Below are 17,753 nucleotides of genomic sequence, written 5' to 3'. Positions count from 1 at the left end.
TCCTTCTTGTTTTTACAATGAGGTTTTAAAGGTTCTCATAGATTTCTATTAAGTTTCCGGCTGGGTCTCGAAAATGAGCAACCTTCAGCATCCAATCCGCTTGTTCATGCGGCGTCGTGATGAACTCAAGTTTATCTTTCATTTTTTCGTATGTATCGTGGACACTGTCCACTTTAAAAATCAATGTCGATTTGTCCTGATTTTCAACAAGTGGTTCACATTCAGCATCGATCGCTGCCGCCATTTGTTTTCTTTCAAAAAGACCAAGTTTTGCTCCTCCGATCCCCGTAAAATCGGCATAATTGGAAGTTTCATCACCCCATGAAACCTCAAAACCTAGTACGTCTCGGTAAAATAAGAAGCATTCTTTATAGTTATCTACTAACAGACGGATATGTGTTAAGTTCATTTCGCCCCTCCTTTATTAAATGTTTACTCATAATATGTATTTAGATATTTCCATTATATGTTTTTCGAAAAGTTCTGTCTAATTATATTTGGTCGCGGGTTAAGGATTCAGTTTTGGCTCAATGATTGAGAGATTTTTAGTTATTAGCCATAAGTTCAACTTATTGACCATAAACCCTTTTTATTGGCCGTAAATTTTATTTATCAGCCATATTTTTGGATTATCAGCCATAAGTGGTTGCGATGACATGTTTTTTTCAGGAATCATTCTCACATTTCGGCCTATACCTTTTGGTTACTGTCACTATTTCAAAAATACTGTCACTAATCGCTAACTTACTGTCACTATTTCTGAAATACTGTCACTATCCGAAAAATACTGTCACTAGCGAACCCGCACCCACATCAAAGCCCCAAGGAATCTCCTTGGGGCTCTCTTTTTACTTCACGGGTATCCAAATTTCTGAGTAGTAATTGGGGTCTGATGCGTTTCCGTCTGGGTAAAGTTCGAACTCAGCAGTCCCTGCATACGCATACCCGCTTGATGGAAACCATTCTGAGTAGATTTTTTTCCATGCGTCCTGCATCGCGTGTGGCATTGCACCATGAACCTCGAATACGGCCCATTTTGAAGCTGGTATGTCTAAAATGTCATACTTTCCAGAAGCGCCATCCTTGTTTTCCACCGTCACCCAATAATCAATTGCTCTGGCATTTGGCTCACTCACGCAAACTCCTAATATCCCGTTCGTTTCGCCATTCATCAGTGGAATTAATGAATCGCAGGTGCCATCGGAATTCACTTCATCCCATAATTTCGGGATTTTACTAAGATGCTCATCATTCACACATGAAAACGTTCGTTTCACCCCAACTGCTTTAAATCCTTCCTTCTCAACAATTCGATACTTCACTGGATCTGCTCCTTTCAGACTCACCTGGATGACCAGGCGGCTATATGATTGCAGCTTTCCAATCCCCTTCCGGACATCGCTTGGCGTTACACCGTGTTGTTTCCGAAAGGCTTTTGTGAAAGCCTCGGGAGTGTCGTAGCCATATTTGTAGGCTAGATCAATAATCTTTGTGTCTGTTCTCGATAGCTCTTCAGCTGCTAGCGTTAACCTGCGTCGGCGGAGATAATCACCCACTGTGATGTCTGTTAAAATCGAAAATGTTCGTTGAAAATGAAACGGTGATGCATTTGCACGACTCGCTATCTCTTCAATTGAGACATCCACAAGCAGATGGTCCTCCATATAATCAATTGCGTTCTGTAATGATTCTAGCCAACTCATTTCCCTCACTCCTTACCTTCATTCTATCTGTCACACGTTTTTCCATCCTGTCATTTTGTGCTTTGTTGAGACAGTTTTTTTATAAAAAAGATTCTTGTATCTTCGTGAGTGAGTTTGTCGGCGACCTCATTTTCCGGAATAAATTGAAGGTCTGCGATTTCTTCATCTACTGGAGCTAAGTCACATTTGGAACCTGTGAATCCCACTAAAAACATCGTAGTTTCCTGGCGATCATATCCGATTTTCTTTTTCATTTTTTCAGGGAACTCGAAGTGAATTTTTTCATCAAACTCCTTCATGATCGAAAAATCGGTCGAGCCCGTTTCTTCTTGCAGTTCGCGGAGGATTGCATGTCTTGGAGATTCATCACTCTCTTCGATTCCTCCTTTAACAAAATCCCATTCGCCATCTATTTTTTCTGTACCTGTTTGAGTATTTATTTTTGTTTTATGTACGAGCAAATAGTGATCTTCTTTATAAACGATTGCTCCGACCGCTTGTCTAATCTTAAAAATGTTGCCATGTGTTTCTGACATTTTTTGCTTCCGCCCTTTTTAAAAATGATAAGATTTATATGTATTTCGATAATAACTACTAAAATCCTTTTAATATATTTGAAACGTTTTGGATGTCTAATTTCTCTAACTATTAGAAGAAAGGAGGAAGGGATTTGAATACTAGCAAACTGGTTGCGAAAGCAAAAAAGGGTAATAATCGTGCTTTACAGGAATTAATTGATACTGAAAAAACGAAACTTTATAAAATGGCCTATTTATATATGAAAAACGAAGTCGATGCACTTGAGGTGTTTCAGGAAACGGTTTATAAGGCTCTTACCTCTCTGAAAGATTTGCGAAATGATACATATTTTTCAACTTGGATTACTCGAATTTTGATTAATACCGCGATTGACCAGCTTCGTAAGAAAAAAAGAGTCATTCCAATGGAACGAGATATTCTTGAGAGTAAGGCTCCCTCATACATGAATCGCGAAAGTGAGTCTGATTTATTAGACGCCATTAAAAGTTTGGATGAAAAATATAAAACTGTTTTAATTTTAAGGTTTTACAAGGATTATACAATAAAGCAAATCGCTGAATTTCTTGAGTGTCCAGAAGGAACGGTAAAAACGAATATCCATCGTGGGATCGCCCTCTTGCGTGATCAATTAAAGGAGGTCATTGTGAATGAGTAAATATTTTCCTGAATTTAATAAAGAACTCGAAAACATTCATGTGCCCGTTGAAAAACTTGATACTATTATTCAGCAGACCATTAATGAAAATCGAAAACAAAAACCAAGACGCAAAAAAATGGTACTAACAACAATCGGTTCGGTTGCTGCAGCGTTTATCCTGTTTTTAGGATCGGCTACTTTATCTCCTACTTTAGCTAAGGTTGCTTCTGAAATTCCTTTAGTCGGAACTTTTTTCAATGAATCTGGTGATGAAGGACTGCAAATTGCCGGAAAAAGTGGGCTCACTCAAGTAATTAATCAAAAAACTAAAGACAATGGTGTGACACTAACCATGAATGAAATGTTTTATGATGGCACTCGTTTAACCTTTGGCCTTACACATGAATCGCTCCTTGCAATTGGCGATATCGAGCGCCCGACTATTTTGGTTAACGGAAAAGAGATTAATTTTAGCTCGGGTAGCTCTGGAAAATACATTACCCCGTCAAAATATGAAGCGATCATGAATATTACGCCTACTGAAGAATTACCGGAAGAATTTGATATGAAGATCATCATTGATGCCGTAGGGCTAATGCCGGGTAATTGGGAATTTGAATTTCCGGTGAAGCAATCAAATGAAGTAATCGTTATTCGACCTAACACAACAAACGTCATATATGATGCGAAAGTGACTATAGAGTCCGTTAAGCTTGGCCCAGCAGGAACAGACTTGGCCATTCAAATACAATCGGATCCGAATAATACCAAAATTGACCCTTATATGGATTTACATTTTGCTATGATTGATGATCAGGGTAGGATGTTACGAACGCTTACTGGTAGCGCGTATGGCGATACGATCGACGGAATTGAAGTGGCGAATCACCGCTATCTTTATACGCCAATGAAAGAAGAAGCAAAAAGCTTAACGATTCTTCCATATAAAATTCCAAATCAATCGGGAGCTGTCGAGGAGCTATCCGTTTCATTAAACAAAACACTTCCACTAGAAATTGATCAAGGCGAAGTAGGAAAAATTACAGTAACAGATGTGGAATTTCTTGAAGATAAAACGGTTGTTTACTTTGAGTTAGAAAGTGATTTTCCGTTTGACGATAACTTAACGATGAATCGTACTTGGTTAGAATCGAAGGATGGTAAGGATTTATCCATCCCAGAAAATCCTTTAGCTGTACGAATGAACGGAAACTCATTTAAACAGGAATTTAAAGCAACAAAAGATAGGGATGTAGAATTTAAGGCTTTAAAAATACCTTCCCCTATCGTATTTGAAGCATTTGAAATTACCTTACCTTAAATAAAAAAGTCAGGCCTTGGTTGCCTGACTTTTTTTCTTTTTTATCTTTCATCTAAAAGAGCTTTCCTGTCAATAGCATGTGGTGGTTTTTCAAACCAGTGTTCTTCGATCATGATGTTTGCGCCATCTTCTGCAAATTTCCCTACATCAATAATGAACTTACCATACATCAACCCAAGATCACGTCTACCGTTCGTGGACATAGCATTAGCATATGACCGAATCTTCATTGAAAACATATCAATCTTATGGAAGACCATCAACTTGTCTGAAAAAGGAGGAATGGATGAAGCTTCCACTAAGTCATCAAGTAATGGATGCCCAGGTAGATTATTTTCTTGCAATTTTGCCGTAGCATCTTTTATATGATCATGCGTAATTTCCACTCCGCGTTTCATATACTCTCTTACTTTTTTATGAACAGCTACTTGGCTAAATCCAATCAATAGCCCTTTACTTGCCACATTGTTTTCAAGATTATCTTGAAGGTGGGCAACTTCTAGACCATGTAGTGGCCTTACTTCACCAAAAAATCCAGCTAGATAGTTATGCTTTTCGACAAAACTTACTTCCTTAGGGATTGGGATGGCTGGTGGTTTTGTTAAAAAACCTTTTTTCTCTAGGGTTTCATTTAGATCAACTAAAAATTGAATAGTATCCTGATCAATAGCACGAACAAGTTCTCTGACGTCTTTCCGTATCATCATAGGAATTGCCGTGGAGTATAGACTAAGCCCCGCTTTCGCAGTATATTTTAAATAATGAAGGTAAAATTCATCTGCAAATAATCTGGGGGCGTCAATGTTTACATCTTTTTTTACATCAAATCCAATTGGAATAGGAAATTGATCTTTATTGAATATCTTGGTAATTTCCATAATTATTTTTTCACTGAGGCCTTTTGCTTTTTTAAGAATGGTCATAATATCAGGGTCCTGGCAATGTTTTTGAAAATAGGTTAACACGCAAATGGCCATTGAGTTCCCCATATAGACCGCCCACAGCTTACCCATTTCTGCCGAAGTAAGTTGCTCATTAGTTGGATTCATTGCATAACTCCTCATCACTTTTTTTATATAGTATTTTCAAGCTGAGCGAATGTATTCAAAATAACAGGCTCGAAAAATTTTTTTCGACAAAAAGTCTTTCTATTTACTAAAGATGTTGTTGGTTTCACTACTGTTTGACACAACATTTGATTTTAACTAAAAAAGTCTACGACAAAATTCAACACTTTGGATTTTTTTTACATTTGATTTCATCGTTTCAATCATGTAGTATACATATACAAGCTACATTGTACGTAATCATAATAAAGTTTAACCTTTGAACTGAAATAGGGAGTTTAACATTGAAGCTCGAATGGCAGGCCTTCGTCCATGGCGACTTGAAGGACATACAGGAACGTTTCTGCAAACACCCACTTTGAGGAGTGGTGGTTTTAAACTTTCTTAGCGTATTACGGCAATTGTGGCTTTTCCAATTTCATGCTAATCCATTTTCCAATAGGAGAGTGGATTTTTTATTTGTCGTTTCAATGTCTTGACCTTTTTCGGCAATTAATTTTATAATTAATTTCTGTAGTATTATTTTATAATTATGTCCCAGTAGCTCAGTAGGATAGAGCGACAGCCTCCTAAGCTGTAGGTCGTAGGTTCGATTCCTATCTGGGACGCTAAATCGATAAGGATGTCCAATGGACATCCTTTTTTTATTCCTCGTATGCTTCTTTTAATGTTGCGGATTAATTTCGTCTTTATGTGGGGTAGTGTTTTCATAAGTTCTTCTGGTTGAGGGAATTGGCAACAAACAAAAAAGAGGCTTCAAGCCCCTATACATCCTTTGTTTTCGTTTCTTTATTAACATACGCTGAAACCCCCTCGACAATTGTGCGATCGATATCGAGATATGGCTTCCCGCGAAGTGCATCATTTGAAAAAAGTTCAATGCTTTCATTTTTCGTATCCTTTGGCAAACTAACCACCTCCACTATGGAAAATTCTACATTAGCCATAGTGTGGGCAATCAGTTTGTGGTTCATTCATGTATTTGCAGTGGTTTCGGACAGCTGATTCATTCGATATTTCTCGTACCTCAAGGTCTACTTTACGCTGGATATTGGTTGGGCAAATGCATTTTCATGGGTTCAACTCAAGTTCCATTCTAAGAATTCTAGACGGTTTCCAAACGGGTCATGCGCATAAAATCGGTTTGCACCTGGGAGGTTGTTGTCATCAATTATCACCACATTGTTGGTTTGGAGGTGCTGCTTTAGGGCGTCAAGATTCTCGATTTCAAAAGCTGGATGTGCCTTCTTGGTGGGTCCAAAAGGATCCTCGATACCGATGTGAATTTGCACAGTTCCAAATGCAAACCAAACACCGCCGTTTTTACGAAGGGCCTCTGGCTTTTCGACTTCTTTGCAGCCTAAAATGGTTGAGTAAAAGTGGCGTGCCTGGTCTTCACTGCCTTTTGGCGCAGCAAGCTGAATGTGGTCAATTGCCTTAATGGTATAAGTCATTTTTATCCCCTCTTTTATATGTGTTACTTCTATCGTACTTCATATTGAGGGATAACAATATTTGATAAATTTTATGTATTTGTATAAGTTTATCTTATTTTTCAGGATACATATCTTGTAAAAATGTGATCGATTGGGTAATTAGCTCTTTGAGCACGTCAATATCAATATCCGCAATCTTGTTAATGTAGACACATGCTTTTCCAGTTGTGTGCTTGCCAAACTTTTCAAGCAACTCCTCACGTTTTGTATCGCCAGTGGCAAAATACAGACTAATTTTTGCTTTACGTGGCGAGAATCCAACAAGTGGCGCATCTCCCTCATGACCGGACGCATATTTGTAATGGTAGGAACCAAAGCCGATAATGCTCGTCCCCCACATTTTTGCCGGATATCCGGACGCTTCTGTGAAAATATCTAATAATTTGTATGCATCCTCTTTCTTCTTCGGACTCTCAACACTTTCAATAAATTCGATGACACTCGCGTCATTCTCTTTTGTTTTTAATTCGTACATGGTTTAGTTTGGCCTCCTTGATAGTATGTAGGATTGACATTTTGTATTCATTCGAGACGTTGGGCAAGGAATCCTGCTTTTTGGAGCTCTGAAAGTGCTAGTGACAGTATTTTTGAAATAGTGACAGTAAATTTCAGATAGTGACAGTATTTTCGGGTTAGTGACAGTATTAATCAGGACAAACCCTATTATTGTTCATTATGATTCATTAATTGTAAATCTTTCTCTGTAATTGTATAAGATCTATCTTTATAGCTACCACTATAGGGTAGGTTCAATGAGGTTAAGATGTGTTTTGCTGTAGAAATAGATTGTATATCAAGAAAATCACGTAATTGGCGATTCGTAATCGTGTTGCCGAAGAGCAGAATATACTCGTTTAACGAATTGTAATAAGGTTTGGACGAAGAATAGTGGCAAGAAGGACAAGACCATGATCTAACTTTTCGAGTCATTGGGAGATAATCACATTTAGGACATCGCACACCATTAATGAGTTCATGTTTTTTTATCCCAAATTGTGCGAGTATGTCATGATTATGTGGGGTATGACTCTTTAAAAGCAGTTTTGACACTTTTTGAAGTTGCTTTTTATCCAATACTTCTTGTCTGTTCCTCTTCTCAAACAATTCTATTTTTGTAAGAAAGCTAGGGCTTTTTATGACTTTATAAAAATGTTTAAAGTCTATGCTGGCATCAATAATTGCATTGGGATTTGTGAAGACAACTAAGGTTTCAATTGGGGGGCTGGTTAATTTGAAGGTTTCGAGGAGTCTTTTTAACTGAAGTTGTTGTCTGGTGATTTGGGCAACTGGGCAGTGGTATGGTTTCTTCGTATCTTTGTAGGTTTGTATCAGTTGGTCAAACTTACCGTCAAAATATAATTCCCCTCGATAATTTTTAGCATCGATGATTAGTTGGTAGTTGGGGCTAATTAGAAGTATATCTATTTCAAAATAGTGCTCACCGGAGATGTCAGGAAGACGTAGGTTGTGGAAGATGGAGTAGTTTTTTTCTTTTAAAAAGGACAAATAGTACTTTAAGGATTGTTCACCGCGGTAGCCGGACATCCTTCGGCCATATTCGTCGCTAATTTCTTGATATTTTGGGTGCGATTCCGGCAATCTTTTAAGTTCGGCTTCAAGTTTTCTAATGCGTAAAGGGATTTCTAATTCTTTTTTTCTCATTTAATCTAACTCCTTTAAAATTTGATAATACTTTTTTCGACAAAATCCCTACATATCCTTTTAAATTTTTCAGCGTAGGACAATTTATGGCTTTTAAACTTTTTATAGCCGTTAGCACAAAAATACGGCCAATAAAAATGTTTTATGGCCGTTATTTTCTTTTATGGCTATTAGCTAGAACTCATACTTTACATATATTTCATAATTCAATTTCAAACTCTACTCCAGTTGGAGCTTCACGATGTGGTGTTAGATATCCTTTGAACTGCAGGACTAGCTCATTTAGTTCGTCGGGTAGTGGTGGTGACACAACAAACTTATAAGAAACATGACCTCCAGAGCCGCTACCGCCCTCTGTTCTGCAGTCGTACTTGTCCCCCATTTCTAATTCCCAAAATGTGTGTACCCACGTTTCTTCGATTTCTTCTGATGCATCCCAATCAATATTTAAATTGATGACACTTGCGTTCGAGTATTGTCGTATAAAATTGACAGTATAAAGTACATTTTTTACTTCGACAGCTTTTAAAACCGGTAGGTGCTTTTTAAAACCTTTGGGCTCTACCCTAGGTTTGAAGTATTTTTCTGATCGAAATGATTCAAAAACAGCATTCAAATATTCTTCGTAGAATCCATATTTTTTCGCCCACCTGGAAATCATTTCTTCCTTTGGTATTCCTGGATTGTCATTTGAGATGTTCTTTCTCTTCTCTAAAAGAGCACAAATTTGCTCATCTATTTCAAAAAGTTTTTCATTATAGTGTACGTTTGGTCGTTCAAATGGTAATCGTTTCACGTTCAATACCCCCTCACAAACCAACATTAACATATTTTGGAACACCTTGTAAATAAATCCAATAAACTCTGGTCAAACTAAGAACACGATTTAAGATGTAGGAGGCGTGTGTATTGAGTAACGGATTATCGATTTTTGCACTTGGCGGGATTAATGAGATTGGGAAAAATATGTATGTGGTCCAGTATGATGATGATATTTTGGTGATTGACTGCGGGGGGAAGTTTCCGGATGAGAGCCTGCTTGGCATCGACTTAATTATCCCGGACCTTACTTACTTAGAAGAAAATCGGGAAAAAATTCGCGGACTCCTTGTTACGCATGGGCACGAGGATCACATTGGCGGGATTCCATACTTTCTAAAAAAGCTCAATGTACCAATTTATGCGACTCGTTTTACACTTGGGTTAATTGAATTAAAGCTAACAGAGCATCGACTTATTGCGGACTCTGAGCTAAAAACAATTGATGCTGATTCAAAGCTTGAGTTCGGTGAAGTTTCGGTTTCCTTTTTCAAAGTAAATCATAGTATACCGGATTGTCTCGGAATCGTGTTTGACACTCCTGAGGGTAGGGTCGTACATACTGGGGACTTCAAATTTGATTTGACACCTGTGAATGATCAACATTCAGACATTCATCGGATGGCTGAAATTGGTCGTGAAGGTGTGCTCGTTTTACTATCTGAAAGTACGAATGCGGAGCGCCCTGGTTCGACACCGACCGAGTTAAAGGTTGGAAACAGTATTGAAGAAGCCTTTTTTAAAGCGAAAAGAAAGGTGTTTGTTTCAACATTTGCTTCGAATATTAGTCGGGTGCAGCAAGTTGTCGATGCGGCAATGAAGACGAACCGAAAGCTTGCGCTACTTGGGAGAAGCATGGTGAATGTGGTGGATGTTGCGGTCGAGCGCGGGTATCTTAACCTACCGGATGGGATGCTGATTGATGCCAAAGAAGTGAACAATCTTGCACCGGAGAAGGTTTGTATTTTATGTACCGGAAGTCAGGGGGAACCGATGGCTGCGCTCGCCCGCCTTTCGAATGCAAGTTACCGAGATGTGCAAATCCTTCCTGAGGACACGGTAATCCTAGCGGCGGGGCCGATTCCTGGTAATGAAAAAAATGTATCACGCATTATTGATAATTTGTTCCAGCTTGGAGCTGTCGTTTTATACGGTGGGAGTGCTACTGGAATGCATGTTTCTGGTCACGGGTATCAGGAGGAATTGAAGCTCATGCTGACCTTAATGAAGCCGAGATACTTTATTCCGATTCACGGCGAATATCGAATGCTTCATCAGCACAAATTGCTTGCAGCATCCGTCGGAGTGGATCCAGAGAATACCTTTATTATTCAAAATGGTGATGTGGTTGATGTTCAAAATTCTGAGGCCCGTCAAACTCGGAAAATCCCTTCTGGAGACACGTATGTGGATGGCATTGGTGTCGGTGACGTTGGCGATATTATTTTACGCGACCGTAAGCAGCTGTCTGAGGATGGCATGGTCGTCATTGTTGTTACACTCAGTAAACGAGACCAAAAAATCATATCAGGTCCGGATACAATTACGCGCGGTTTTGTGTTCAATCGAGACTCTGAAGAGCTTCTACGGGAGACCAACCGACTGGTGAAAAAGGCGATTCTTGATCTTCAAAGTGAAAACAAGTACCAGTGGAATGCGATGAAAAGAGAAATTAAAAAGTCTGTGGGGCAATATTTATTTGCACAAACGAAACGAAAGCCGATGATTGTACCGTTCATAATAGAAGTCTAACCCTCCGATTTGGAGGGTTATTTTAATCCCAAACTTCATCAAGCTTATCTGCGTAAAATTCGATTGCACGTTTGTATCGGTGAATATTCTTGTCATTCGAGGTCACGGCTAAACCTTTTAATAGAAGTTCCATCGCCTCCTGATGCCGATTAAGATTATAGAGTGTCATCGCGTAAAAAGACTTGATCGCATGATTTTCAGGAAAGAGCTCGATGCCTTTTACTAAAGTCTCTGCCGACTTTTCATATTTTCCGAGGGTCCGATAAGTACTGCCCAAACCTAATAATGCCCCTTCTAAATCTTCACCTTTTAAACCTAGTGCGATTGATTTTTCATAAAAAGGGACTGCTTCCGATTCCAAGCCTAACACATCAAAACTCCAGGCAACCTGATAGTTGAGTTGAGGATCATCTGGGGACTCTTTTACCAAACTCAATAACCGTTCATTTGATTCCTTAAGGTGGCCGTCTTTTCTAAGTTGAAGAGCATGCTTCATTTTTGATAGGTCTCCTTATACTCATCATAATAAAGAACCTCAACAGCATTTGACCAGTTAAGGACAGTTCCCACAAAGTCCTTGATATCGAGTCCTTTCATCTCATATGTATCTTCAGTGTTCGTGGTTCCAGTTGCATCTTCAATAAAGGTTACTTTATAGCCTCGGTCATATCCCGAAATTGCGGTAAACATGCAACAGAACTCTGTTTCAAAGCCAGTAATAAATATGTGTTCTACCCCGAGCTCCTCTAAAATATTTGCTAGATTTGTTTTATAAAATGCACTCGGTGTCTCTTTTTCAACAATATAATCAGCAAAATCTCTTACAGATTCATGTAGTTCAGAGCCCTCAGCTTCCCGATATAACGGACTTTCCTCAACATTGTCGAAATGACGTACCATAATTACCGGTAGTTTTTTCGTTTTGAAATCTTGAATAATCTGTTGAATTTTGTGAAGTTCCTCGCTAAAATCTTTAAAATTCACTATTCCATTTTGGACATCAATCACTAGTAATGCTTGCATTTCTTTCCCTCACTTTTTAAATGTTGGACTGAGTTCGCTCCAAACGTCAAATTGGTTCCCGTCTGGATCTCTAAATACAAAGTTCTTACCTGCATGGCCACGGTCTTCGATTTCTCCGACTGTAATTTGAAGTTCGTTGAATTCTTTATGTAAGTTCTTTAATGCTTGTAAACCATCAACCTCAAAAGTTAGTGAAAAGCGTTCATGACCCTTTGCATCAATGAAGTTTGCGGATTGCCCTTCCCGTGCTGCAACAAGGAAAAAACTTTGATTCGCCAAATCGATGATGGCTTTGTCCTCATCCATATAGTTTAGCGTTGCTCCAAGTTTTTCAGTGTACCAGCTAGCTGAACGCTCTACGTTAGAAACAGGTAGATACGTGGTTCCGACCCGTATGAGTTTTTGTGACATTTTATTTACCCCTTTTCCTACAGGATTTGTAATGTACTTTATTCGATTTTTATCTTAATTTCCCTTTTAATTTTATGAATTATTTTCCAGTCAAGAACATGAAGAGTAACAAAAAAGAAGCCATATCCTTTTGTTGGACTGGCTTCTTGTCTAATCTTATTTAGTTAAGTTAGCGATGGCTTGGACGTATTGTTCATACAAGGGTTCCCAGAGCTTTTTACGGTCATCCACTTGGTTTCCATCTAGTAATACACCGATGACATCTAAACAAACATGCCAACCAGCTAAGTCTCTCGGTGTATGATCCGTTAGCTTTGTGATCGTTTCAATTAAAAGAAGTTTGCAACCATTTTGCTTAGGTGTAAGCTCGAAGCGGACTTTGTCGTCTCCCCATGTATATTCCAAAACAGAGTGATCGCTAAAGTCTGTGAAATTCATTTCCTCAAAGGTTCCATCTCCCATATCAAATAGGATACGGCCACCCTTATGAAGACCATCAACCTTTAATTCAGAAAACCATGTTTGGAGTTTATCGTTCTCTGTTAGCATCGCCCATATCTCCTCAACAGAGTGACGAAAATGACGTTCGAATGTTGCTATGTAATTTAATTCATTTTTTTCAAGTGTTGCTAGCATGTTGTGCCTCCTATTTTATTATCGTTGCAAAGCTTGTTTTTAGATCATCCCATCCGTAAACCGCTTCTTTCAGTTTCTTCCCGCCGATCTCAATTTCCACTGAATCAAGTTTAATGGCTCCAAGCGCCTCGTAAAATAGACAGGATTTGTTATCTCCCAATACTAATACTAGCATGGTGGTTATATTTTCACCTAAAAGTTGTCTTACAACAGGGGCTACTAACTTTTTACCCAAGCCTCGCCCTTGATATTCTTGTAAAATATAAATGGCGTAGAGCTCGCCATGAAAGTTTTCGTATTCCCCACTCCGTTCTTTCCCACCACATGAAAATCCTACGACTTCACCTTGCTCATTTTCTGCTATAAATATATGTCCGTTAGGAATTCCCTTTTTCCACATCAATTCCCTAGATTCATAAGATAATTGCTGTAGAAAATCATCAGGAACAATTCCTGAATAGGTCGATCTCCAACTGTCGACATGCACCTTGGCGATACCTGATGCATCAGTTATAACCGCTTTTCTTATTTTCATAATGTCCTCCTATCTTACTTCCAGTGCAAAGGCGTAAAATGCATCTCCGTTTGATACATTCTCTTCGTTTTCATCCATCCACCAAACGCCATAGGAATAGTAATATATCCCTTTTGCCTTGGGTGCTGTAAAACGATGATTTTCTACTTTTACTTCTGTTTCCTTGTCACCATTATAATAGGCTACGTGCACCTCGTTTGGCATTGGTTCATAATCCATCACGAATGTAATTTCTTCACCAGGCTGTACGACGACCGGATCATTTCCTTCTAAAAGTGCTTCTGGCCCTGCTGTGTCAACACACTCACTTTTAAATGTACTGCTCCAGCAATACGTACCTAGTTTCGTTGGATATGTTTCATTTCCTATTTTAATCTTCGTCTCAGGTGGTTTGCTTCCAGACAGTTTACTTACATTACTACCTCCGCAACCTGTAAGAGCAATTGAAATCCCTATTAAAAGTACTAGCATCCATTTTTTCATCATGTGTCCTCCAATTGTGCGCTTTTACTAAACTGACGAAACATTCTAAAAAAAGGTTACACATTTTGAAACCAAACGGCTTATCTTTCCGTATAATTGGTATAATGGAATATATATGAAGAAACGGATTTTTGTAAGGAGGTTATGTAATGACGGGTATTGTTGCGGTTGTAATGGTTTTTTCAATTCCACTTGTTGCGATTATTACGAGTCACTTTCAGACACAATCTAAATATAAACATAAAATGATCCAAGATGAATTAGAGTTAGAAAAGTTGAAGCATGATAATTACTTGCTTGAAACAGAGAAAATGCGTGTCGAGCTCGAAAAAATGAAACTTGAAGCCCCAAAGGATGAAACGAAGATTATTTGAATAAGAACACCCCCTTTTTAGTATGTAGTTCCGAAAAGTAACACCAAAAGAGCATGGGACGCCCCAAGCTCTTTGTTTAACTCTCTTTTTATTTAAGTTTGGCTGTTTTCGTAAACTTTGTTGCTCTTTGCTCCGATTGAAAAGGTTATTTTATTGTCCACCGAGTGATTTCAGCGGATGGTACGAGATCCTCGAAAATGCGGGCATTTTCTTCGTGCGGTGTAGTTTCAAGGAAGCAAAATCAACGTCCTGCGGGAATAGCGAGCCAAGCGAGACCCCGCAGTGAAGCGAGGAGGCTTACGGATCGCCCGCGGAAAGCGAGTACCAGGAGCTGAAATTTCCCTAAATGTAAAAGCAACATTCTTTTAGAAAAGAGCCTTAAGTTTTTATAAGAATTCTTCTGCCGCATGACCAGATTCACTTAATTCATAAGCTTTCTGTATACCGTCGCGGGTAATAAACTACCAACCTTATCCTTTTTTATCATTTGGATAAACAAGTCCAATTATTTCTCTCACTTGATCCATGACATGCATTGTTTTGTAGGAGTTATCATAAGAATTAATGTCAGATTCCGTTTTACCCGCTTCTATTAATTCAACAAATTCTTTGACTTCGTAATACATCGCAGGATATGGCTGTTCAACTGTTAATTTTTCAATTGATCCATCATTATAACGAATTTCAACATCTTCAGCCGTATGTAATTTATCGATGATCATGCTTCCATTTTCTCCTTGAATTTCAGTTGGTAGATGTGAGTTACTGATTTTGGAATACATGACAACAGCTTCTTTATCTTCGTATTGCAGTAACACGCTGCCTTCACCATCCACCCCTGATTCCAACATCACACTTGTCGCTTTTATATCCTTAGGTTCTCCGAATAATGTAACTAACGGATATAAACAATATGTGCCAAGATCCATTAATGCACCATTTGCAAAAATCGGATTAAAGGCGTTCAAAATAATTCCTTCTTTGTATTTATCGTAACGGGAAGAATATTGACAATAGCTTGAAAAAAATTTACGAACACGGCCAATTTTATGTAAATTATTTTGAATGGCCTTGAAGTTTGGAAGTAACGTAGATTTCATTGCTTCCATTAATAACACATTGTGTTCCTTTGCAGTCTCAATCATTTTCTTTACTTCGGTTGCATTCGCTGCTAAAGGTTTTTCACATAACACATGTTTGCCATTTTGTAAAAATAAAATCGATTGTTCAGCATGATAAGCATTCGGGGTAGCTATATAGACAGCATCTATGTTAGAACTAGCGGCCATCTCCTCAAGGTTAGTGAAAGTCGTTTCAATTTCATATTTATCTGCAAATTCTTCTGCTCGTTCCCTCGTTCTGGAGTAAACAGCTGATAGTTCAAAGTCTTCTACTGATTTTACTGCCTCAAGTAACCGTTCAGTAATCCAGTTTGTACCTATAATACCTACACGCACCATGTTACAGACCTCTATTCTTTTAATTGTACGGACTCTTTTTCTTTTCCTTACCTATTACTACTATGTATTTATTATTTTAATTTAGCTGTTGTCGCAAACTTTGTTGCTTTTTACACTGTTGAATTCCGCTTCAGGCGGACGCTTTCCGCGGGCGTGGCTTGAGCCTCCTCGTCGCTATGCTCCTGCGGGGTCTCAAGACTCACGCTTTTCCCGCAGGACTTTGAATAACTTCCTCGAAATTAACCACGCACGAAGAAAATGCGAATGCATTTTCGAGGAGTCGCCACCTTCCACTTCAATCAACTTGGTTAGTACTTTTTATAAAAACAACAATCTTTAGAAAAGAGCCTTTAATTTTTAACTGACCTCAATTTTTAAACCTCTCATTACGAAAAATCAGGAGTGTTCTCTGGCTTGTTAATAAAACAAATGCTGATAGACAAGAAAGACCGCAAATTCATCAAAAAGATAGATGCGGTCTTTCAATTATGGGTTTATTTCATTCAAGATTGGCATGTCTACCATACATTTTATTAGAATCTAATCCTTTTTGCTCCATAAAGCGTAAGATTACAGCATCATAAAATAACAGCATTGTTTGCTCAAATAGAGAACCCATTGGTTGAATGGATTTCCCACTCATTCCCTCTGCTTTTGCTTGGGCTGGAATTTCAATCGTGATATCAGCTAATTGAGCGATGGACGAAGTAGGGTTGGTAGTCACCAGCGCAATGGTTGCACCGATGCTTTTGGCTTTTTCCGCCATGGATAAAAGGCCTTTGGTTTCTCCCGATCCTGAGCCAATAATAAGCATATCATCAGTTTCCAGATTGGGAGTAATGGTTTCGCCGACGACATATGGGTCAAGTCCAACATGCATCATGCGCATAGCAAACGATTTCGCCATTAAACCGGAGCGACCACTTCCCGCAACAAAAATCTTATTTGTACGGAGCATTTCTTCCACCAGCTTTTCTGTTACCGTATCATCCATACCTTCGATTGTACGACTTAGCTCGACAAGTATTTCCTTTGTATAAGCAATTGTTTGCATATTATACGGTCACGGCTTCTTTAAAAAGTTGTTTCATTTGAGCAGCGACTTCTTTTTTGTTTTCTTGGTTTGCGATTCCACCACCAACGATGATGAGATCTGGTTGAGCTTTAATAACCTCAGGTAAGGTTTCAAGCTTAATTCCACCAGCAATTGCTGTTTTGGCATTCTTTACAACGCTTTTTATTGTACGTAAATCTTCGAATGAATCCTTACCTTCTGCTTGCAAATCATAGCCTGTATGAACGCAAATGTAGTCAGCGCCTAATTCATCAAGCTCTTTTGCACGCGTTTTGATATCTTTTACAGCGATCATATCTACGAGGATCTGTTTTCCTTGTTTTTTTGCTTCTTCAATAGCACCCTTGATGGAAGCATCTTCTGCTTGAGCAAGAATCGTGATAATATCAGCGCCAGCTTTGGAGGCATTTGCCACTTCATAAGCTGCAGCGTCCATGATCTTAATGTCCGCTAGAACCTCTAAATGAGGGAATGCTTCTTTAATTGCTTGTACTGCTTTATGACCTTCTATATTAATAACAGGTGTCCCTATTTCCACAATATCAATATGTTCTTCTACCTCTTTTACCAATTCGATAGCTTCTGGAATATTGACTAGATCTAATGCTAACTGTAATTTCATTTTTATTCGCTCCTTGTAGAATATTTTTGTGCTAAGCGGCTGTCTCTAGACATTTGTATAAGTTTTTCCTGGAATCTATTAGCTCTCATGCACTACACTAAGTTTAATTAATATATTACAAAATTGTAAGTACGCAC

Annotated in this window: 22 protein-coding genes, 1 tRNA gene and 1 other RNA gene; 6 read left to right on the top strand and 18 right to left on the bottom strand. The window is 38.6% G+C overall.

The genetic code is table 11. The annotated features are described in order from the left end of the window. Window positions 1–25 precede the first annotated feature (25 nt). From ACFSFW_RS07695 to ACFSFW_RS07685, 3 genes are all read right to left on the bottom strand, one after another. Complete coding sequence (locus ACFSFW_RS07695) at window positions 26–409, bottom strand: VOC family protein (protein WP_304216475.1); 384 nt, start codon at window positions 407–409, stop codon at window positions 26–28. Window positions 410–848: 439 nt separating this feature from the next. Beyond that, complete coding sequence (locus tag ACFSFW_RS07690; RefSeq protein ID WP_388036824.1) at window positions 849–1,703, bottom strand: AraC family transcriptional regulator; 855 nt, start codon at window positions 1,701–1,703, stop codon at window positions 849–851. Window positions 1,704–1,753: 50 nt separating this feature from the next. Continuing rightward, window positions 1,754–2,239 carry an NUDIX domain-containing protein gene (locus tag ACFSFW_RS07685; protein WP_388036821.1) on the bottom strand — a complete coding sequence of 162 codons (486 nt, stop codon included), beginning with the start codon at window positions 2,237–2,239 and terminating at the stop codon, window positions 1,754–1,756. A gap of 134 nt (window positions 2,240–2,373) precedes the next feature. On the opposite strand from ACFSFW_RS07685, the gene ACFSFW_RS07680 reads away from it, so the two are divergent. Then, window positions 2,374–2,898 (top strand): sigma-70 family RNA polymerase sigma factor, encoded by a 525-nt coding sequence (locus ACFSFW_RS07680; RefSeq protein ID WP_388036818.1) that lies wholly within the window; start codon window positions 2,374–2,376, stop codon window positions 2,896–2,898. Next, window positions 2,891–4,201 (top strand): DUF4179 domain-containing protein, encoded by a 1,311-nt coding sequence (locus ACFSFW_RS07675; protein WP_388036816.1) that lies wholly within the window; start codon window positions 2,891–2,893, stop codon window positions 4,199–4,201. Before ACFSFW_RS07680 ends, ACFSFW_RS07675 begins: the two co-directional genes overlap by 8 nt. 41 nt (window positions 4,202–4,242) lie before the next feature. On the opposite strand, the gene ACFSFW_RS07670 is transcribed toward ACFSFW_RS07675, so the two are convergent. Next, window positions 4,243–5,250 carry a DUF3231 family protein gene (locus ACFSFW_RS07670; protein ID WP_388036815.1) on the bottom strand — a complete coding sequence of 336 codons (1,008 nt, stop codon included), beginning with the start codon at window positions 5,248–5,250 and terminating at the stop codon, window positions 4,243–4,245. Between the two features lie 237 nt (window positions 5,251–5,487). Between ACFSFW_RS07670 and ssrS the strand changes: the two genes are divergently transcribed. Next, window positions 5,488–5,682: non-coding RNA, 6S RNA (gene ssrS / locus ACFSFW_RS07665), on the top strand. Window positions 5,683–5,802: 120 nt separating this feature from the next. Continuing rightward, a tRNA-Arg gene (locus ACFSFW_RS07660) sits at window positions 5,803–5,876 on the top strand. A 156-nt stretch (window positions 5,877–6,032) separates the two neighbouring features. On the opposite strand, the gene ACFSFW_RS07655 is transcribed toward ACFSFW_RS07660, so the two are convergent. From ACFSFW_RS07655 to ACFSFW_RS07635, 5 genes are all read right to left on the bottom strand, one after another. Next, window positions 6,033–6,176: a hypothetical protein gene (locus ACFSFW_RS07655; protein WP_304216463.1), complete on the bottom strand. Its 144-nt coding sequence runs from the start codon at window positions 6,174–6,176 to the stop codon at window positions 6,033–6,035. A gap of 171 nt (window positions 6,177–6,347) precedes the next feature. Further along, window positions 6,348–6,722 carry a VOC family protein gene (locus ACFSFW_RS07650; protein ID WP_304216461.1) on the bottom strand — a complete coding sequence of 125 codons (375 nt, stop codon included), beginning with the start codon at window positions 6,720–6,722 and terminating at the stop codon, window positions 6,348–6,350. A gap of 94 nt (window positions 6,723–6,816) precedes the next feature. Continuing rightward, on the bottom strand, window positions 6,817–7,239 hold the full coding sequence (locus tag ACFSFW_RS07645) for a DUF1801 domain-containing protein (RefSeq protein ID WP_304216459.1): 423 nt from the start codon (window positions 7,237–7,239) through the stop codon (window positions 6,817–6,819). A 188-nt stretch (window positions 7,240–7,427) separates the two neighbouring features. Continuing rightward, a complete protein-coding gene (locus tag ACFSFW_RS07640) occupies window positions 7,428–8,426 on the bottom strand; it encodes a nuclease-related domain-containing protein (RefSeq protein WP_388036811.1) in 999 nt (332 codons plus the stop codon). A gap of 199 nt (window positions 8,427–8,625) precedes the next feature. Next, window positions 8,626–9,222 (bottom strand): hypothetical protein, encoded by a 597-nt coding sequence (locus tag ACFSFW_RS07635; RefSeq protein ID WP_388036808.1) that lies wholly within the window; start codon window positions 9,220–9,222, stop codon window positions 8,626–8,628. 170 nt (window positions 9,223–9,392) lie between these two features. Between ACFSFW_RS07635 and ACFSFW_RS07630 the strand changes: the two genes are divergently transcribed. Next, window positions 9,393–10,997: a ribonuclease J gene (locus ACFSFW_RS07630; RefSeq protein ID WP_388037421.1), complete on the top strand. Its 1,605-nt coding sequence runs from the start codon at window positions 9,393–9,395 to the stop codon at window positions 10,995–10,997. 22 nt (window positions 10,998–11,019) lie between these two features. Here the strand turns inward: ACFSFW_RS07630 and ACFSFW_RS07625 are convergent, their stop codons facing one another. The 6 genes from ACFSFW_RS07625 to ACFSFW_RS07600 form a co-directional block, all read right to left on the bottom strand. Then, window positions 11,020–11,493, bottom strand: a complete 474-nt coding sequence (locus ACFSFW_RS07625) for a tetratricopeptide repeat protein (protein WP_388036806.1) — start codon at window positions 11,491–11,493, stop codon at window positions 11,020–11,022. Next, the gene (locus ACFSFW_RS07620) at window positions 11,490–12,020 is read right to left on the bottom strand and encodes a cysteine hydrolase family protein (protein WP_388036803.1); all 531 of its coding nucleotides are present in this window, start codon (window positions 12,018–12,020) and stop codon (window positions 11,490–11,492) included. Before ACFSFW_RS07620 ends, ACFSFW_RS07625 begins: the two co-directional genes overlap by 4 nt. 9 nt (window positions 12,021–12,029) lie before the next feature. Beyond that, entirely contained in the window at window positions 12,030–12,431 is a 402-nt protein-coding gene (locus ACFSFW_RS07615) for a VOC family protein (protein WP_388036801.1), read from the bottom strand. Window positions 12,432–12,587: 156 nt separating this feature from the next. Then, the gene (locus ACFSFW_RS07610) at window positions 12,588–13,067 is read right to left on the bottom strand and encodes an SRPBCC family protein (protein ID WP_388036798.1); all 480 of its coding nucleotides are present in this window, start codon (window positions 13,065–13,067) and stop codon (window positions 12,588–12,590) included. 10 nt (window positions 13,068–13,077) lie between these two features. Further along, window positions 13,078–13,602, bottom strand: a complete 525-nt coding sequence (locus ACFSFW_RS07605; protein ID WP_388036797.1) for a GNAT family N-acetyltransferase — start codon at window positions 13,600–13,602, stop codon at window positions 13,078–13,080. A gap of 9 nt (window positions 13,603–13,611) precedes the next feature. Further along, the gene (locus ACFSFW_RS07600; RefSeq protein WP_388036794.1) at window positions 13,612–14,085 is read right to left on the bottom strand and encodes a hypothetical protein; all 474 of its coding nucleotides are present in this window, start codon (window positions 14,083–14,085) and stop codon (window positions 13,612–13,614) included. Between the two features lie 149 nt (window positions 14,086–14,234). On the opposite strand from ACFSFW_RS07600, the gene ACFSFW_RS07595 reads away from it, so the two are divergent. After that, window positions 14,235–14,459 (top strand): hypothetical protein, encoded by a 225-nt coding sequence (locus tag ACFSFW_RS07595; protein WP_099361472.1) that lies wholly within the window; start codon window positions 14,235–14,237, stop codon window positions 14,457–14,459. A gap of 470 nt (window positions 14,460–14,929) precedes the next feature. Here ACFSFW_RS07595 and ACFSFW_RS07590 read toward each other — a convergent pair whose 3' ends face one another. The 3 genes from ACFSFW_RS07590 to hxlA all read right to left on the bottom strand — a co-directional run bounded on the left by ACFSFW_RS07590 (window position 14,930) and on the right by hxlA (window position 17,616). Continuing rightward, window positions 14,930–15,919, bottom strand: coding sequence for a Gfo/Idh/MocA family protein (locus ACFSFW_RS07590; protein WP_388036791.1), 990 nt, complete (start codon window positions 15,917–15,919; stop codon window positions 14,930–14,932). A 499-nt stretch (window positions 15,920–16,418) separates the two neighbouring features. Continuing rightward, a complete protein-coding gene (gene hxlB / locus ACFSFW_RS07585) occupies window positions 16,419–16,973 on the bottom strand; it encodes a 6-phospho-3-hexuloisomerase (protein WP_388036788.1) in 555 nt (184 codons plus the stop codon). A gap of 1 nt (window position 16,974) precedes the next feature. Continuing rightward, window positions 16,975–17,616: a 3-hexulose-6-phosphate synthase gene (gene hxlA / locus ACFSFW_RS07580; protein WP_388036785.1), complete on the bottom strand. Its 642-nt coding sequence runs from the start codon at window positions 17,614–17,616 to the stop codon at window positions 16,975–16,977. Window positions 17,617–17,753: the final 137 nt, after the last annotated feature.

This window comes from Ferdinandcohnia salidurans (assembly GCF_042680725.1).
Classification (GTDB): Bacteria; Bacillota; Bacilli; order Bacillales; family Bacillaceae_L; genus Ferdinandcohnia; species Ferdinandcohnia salidurans.
Note: the sequence above shows the minus strand (reverse complement) of the source record. Positions and strands in the feature narration are given on the sequence as shown.

Bases quoted from the DNA above. Each gene is read 5' to 3' on its own strand.
- ACFSFW_RS07695 (WP_304216475.1), bottom strand. From the start codon at position 409: ATGAACTTAACACATATCCGTCTGTTAGTAGATAACTATAAAGAATGC.
- ACFSFW_RS07690 (WP_388036824.1), bottom strand. From the start codon at position 1,703: ATGAGTTGGCTAGAATCATTACAGAACGCAATTGATTATATGGAGGAC.
- ACFSFW_RS07685 (WP_388036821.1), bottom strand. From the start codon at position 2,239: ATGTCAGAAACACATGGCAACATTTTTAAGATTAGACAAGCGGTCGGA.
- ACFSFW_RS07675 (WP_388036816.1), top strand. From the start codon at position 2,891: ATGAGTAAATATTTTCCTGAATTTAATAAAGAACTCGAAAACATTCAT.
- ACFSFW_RS07670 (WP_388036815.1), bottom strand. From the start codon at position 5,250: ATGAATCCAACTAATGAGCAACTTACTTCGGCAGAAATGGGTAAGCTG.
- ACFSFW_RS07650 (WP_304216461.1), bottom strand. From the start codon at position 6,722: ATGACTTATACCATTAAGGCAATTGACCACATTCAGCTTGCTGCGCCA.
- ACFSFW_RS07645 (WP_304216459.1), bottom strand. From the start codon at position 7,239: ATGTACGAATTAAAAACAAAAGAGAATGACGCGAGTGTCATCGAATTT.
- ACFSFW_RS07640 (WP_388036811.1), bottom strand. From the start codon at position 8,426: ATGAGAAAAAAAGAATTAGAAATCCCTTTACGCATTAGAAAACTTGAA.
- ACFSFW_RS07630 (WP_388037421.1), top strand. From the start codon at position 9,393: ATGTATGTGGTCCAGTATGATGATGATATTTTGGTGATTGACTGCGGG.
- ACFSFW_RS07625 (WP_388036806.1), bottom strand. From the start codon at position 11,493: ATGAAGCATGCTCTTCAACTTAGAAAAGACGGCCACCTTAAGGAATCA.
- ACFSFW_RS07620 (WP_388036803.1), bottom strand. From the start codon at position 12,020: ATGCAAGCATTACTAGTGATTGATGTCCAAAATGGAATAGTGAATTTT.
- ACFSFW_RS07615 (WP_388036801.1), bottom strand. From the start codon at position 12,431: ATGTCACAAAAACTCATACGGGTCGGAACCACGTATCTACCTGTTTCT.
- ACFSFW_RS07610 (WP_388036798.1), bottom strand. From the start codon at position 13,067: ATGCTAGCAACACTTGAAAAAAATGAATTAAATTACATAGCAACATTC.
- ACFSFW_RS07605 (WP_388036797.1), bottom strand. From the start codon at position 13,602: ATGAAAATAAGAAAAGCGGTTATAACTGATGCATCAGGTATCGCCAAG.
- ACFSFW_RS07600 (WP_388036794.1), bottom strand. From the start codon at position 14,085: ATGAAAAAATGGATGCTAGTACTTTTAATAGGGATTTCAATTGCTCTT.
- ACFSFW_RS07595 (WP_099361472.1), top strand. From the start codon at position 14,235: ATGACGGGTATTGTTGCGGTTGTAATGGTTTTTTCAATTCCACTTGTT.
- ACFSFW_RS07590 (WP_388036791.1), bottom strand. From the start codon at position 15,919: ATGGTGCGTGTAGGTATTATAGGTACAAACTGGATTACTGAACGGTTA.
- hxlB (WP_388036788.1), bottom strand. From the start codon at position 16,973: ATGCAAACAATTGCTTATACAAAGGAAATACTTGTCGAGCTAAGTCGT.
- hxlA (WP_388036785.1), bottom strand. From the start codon at position 17,616: ATGAAATTACAGTTAGCATTAGATCTAGTCAATATTCCAGAAGCTATC.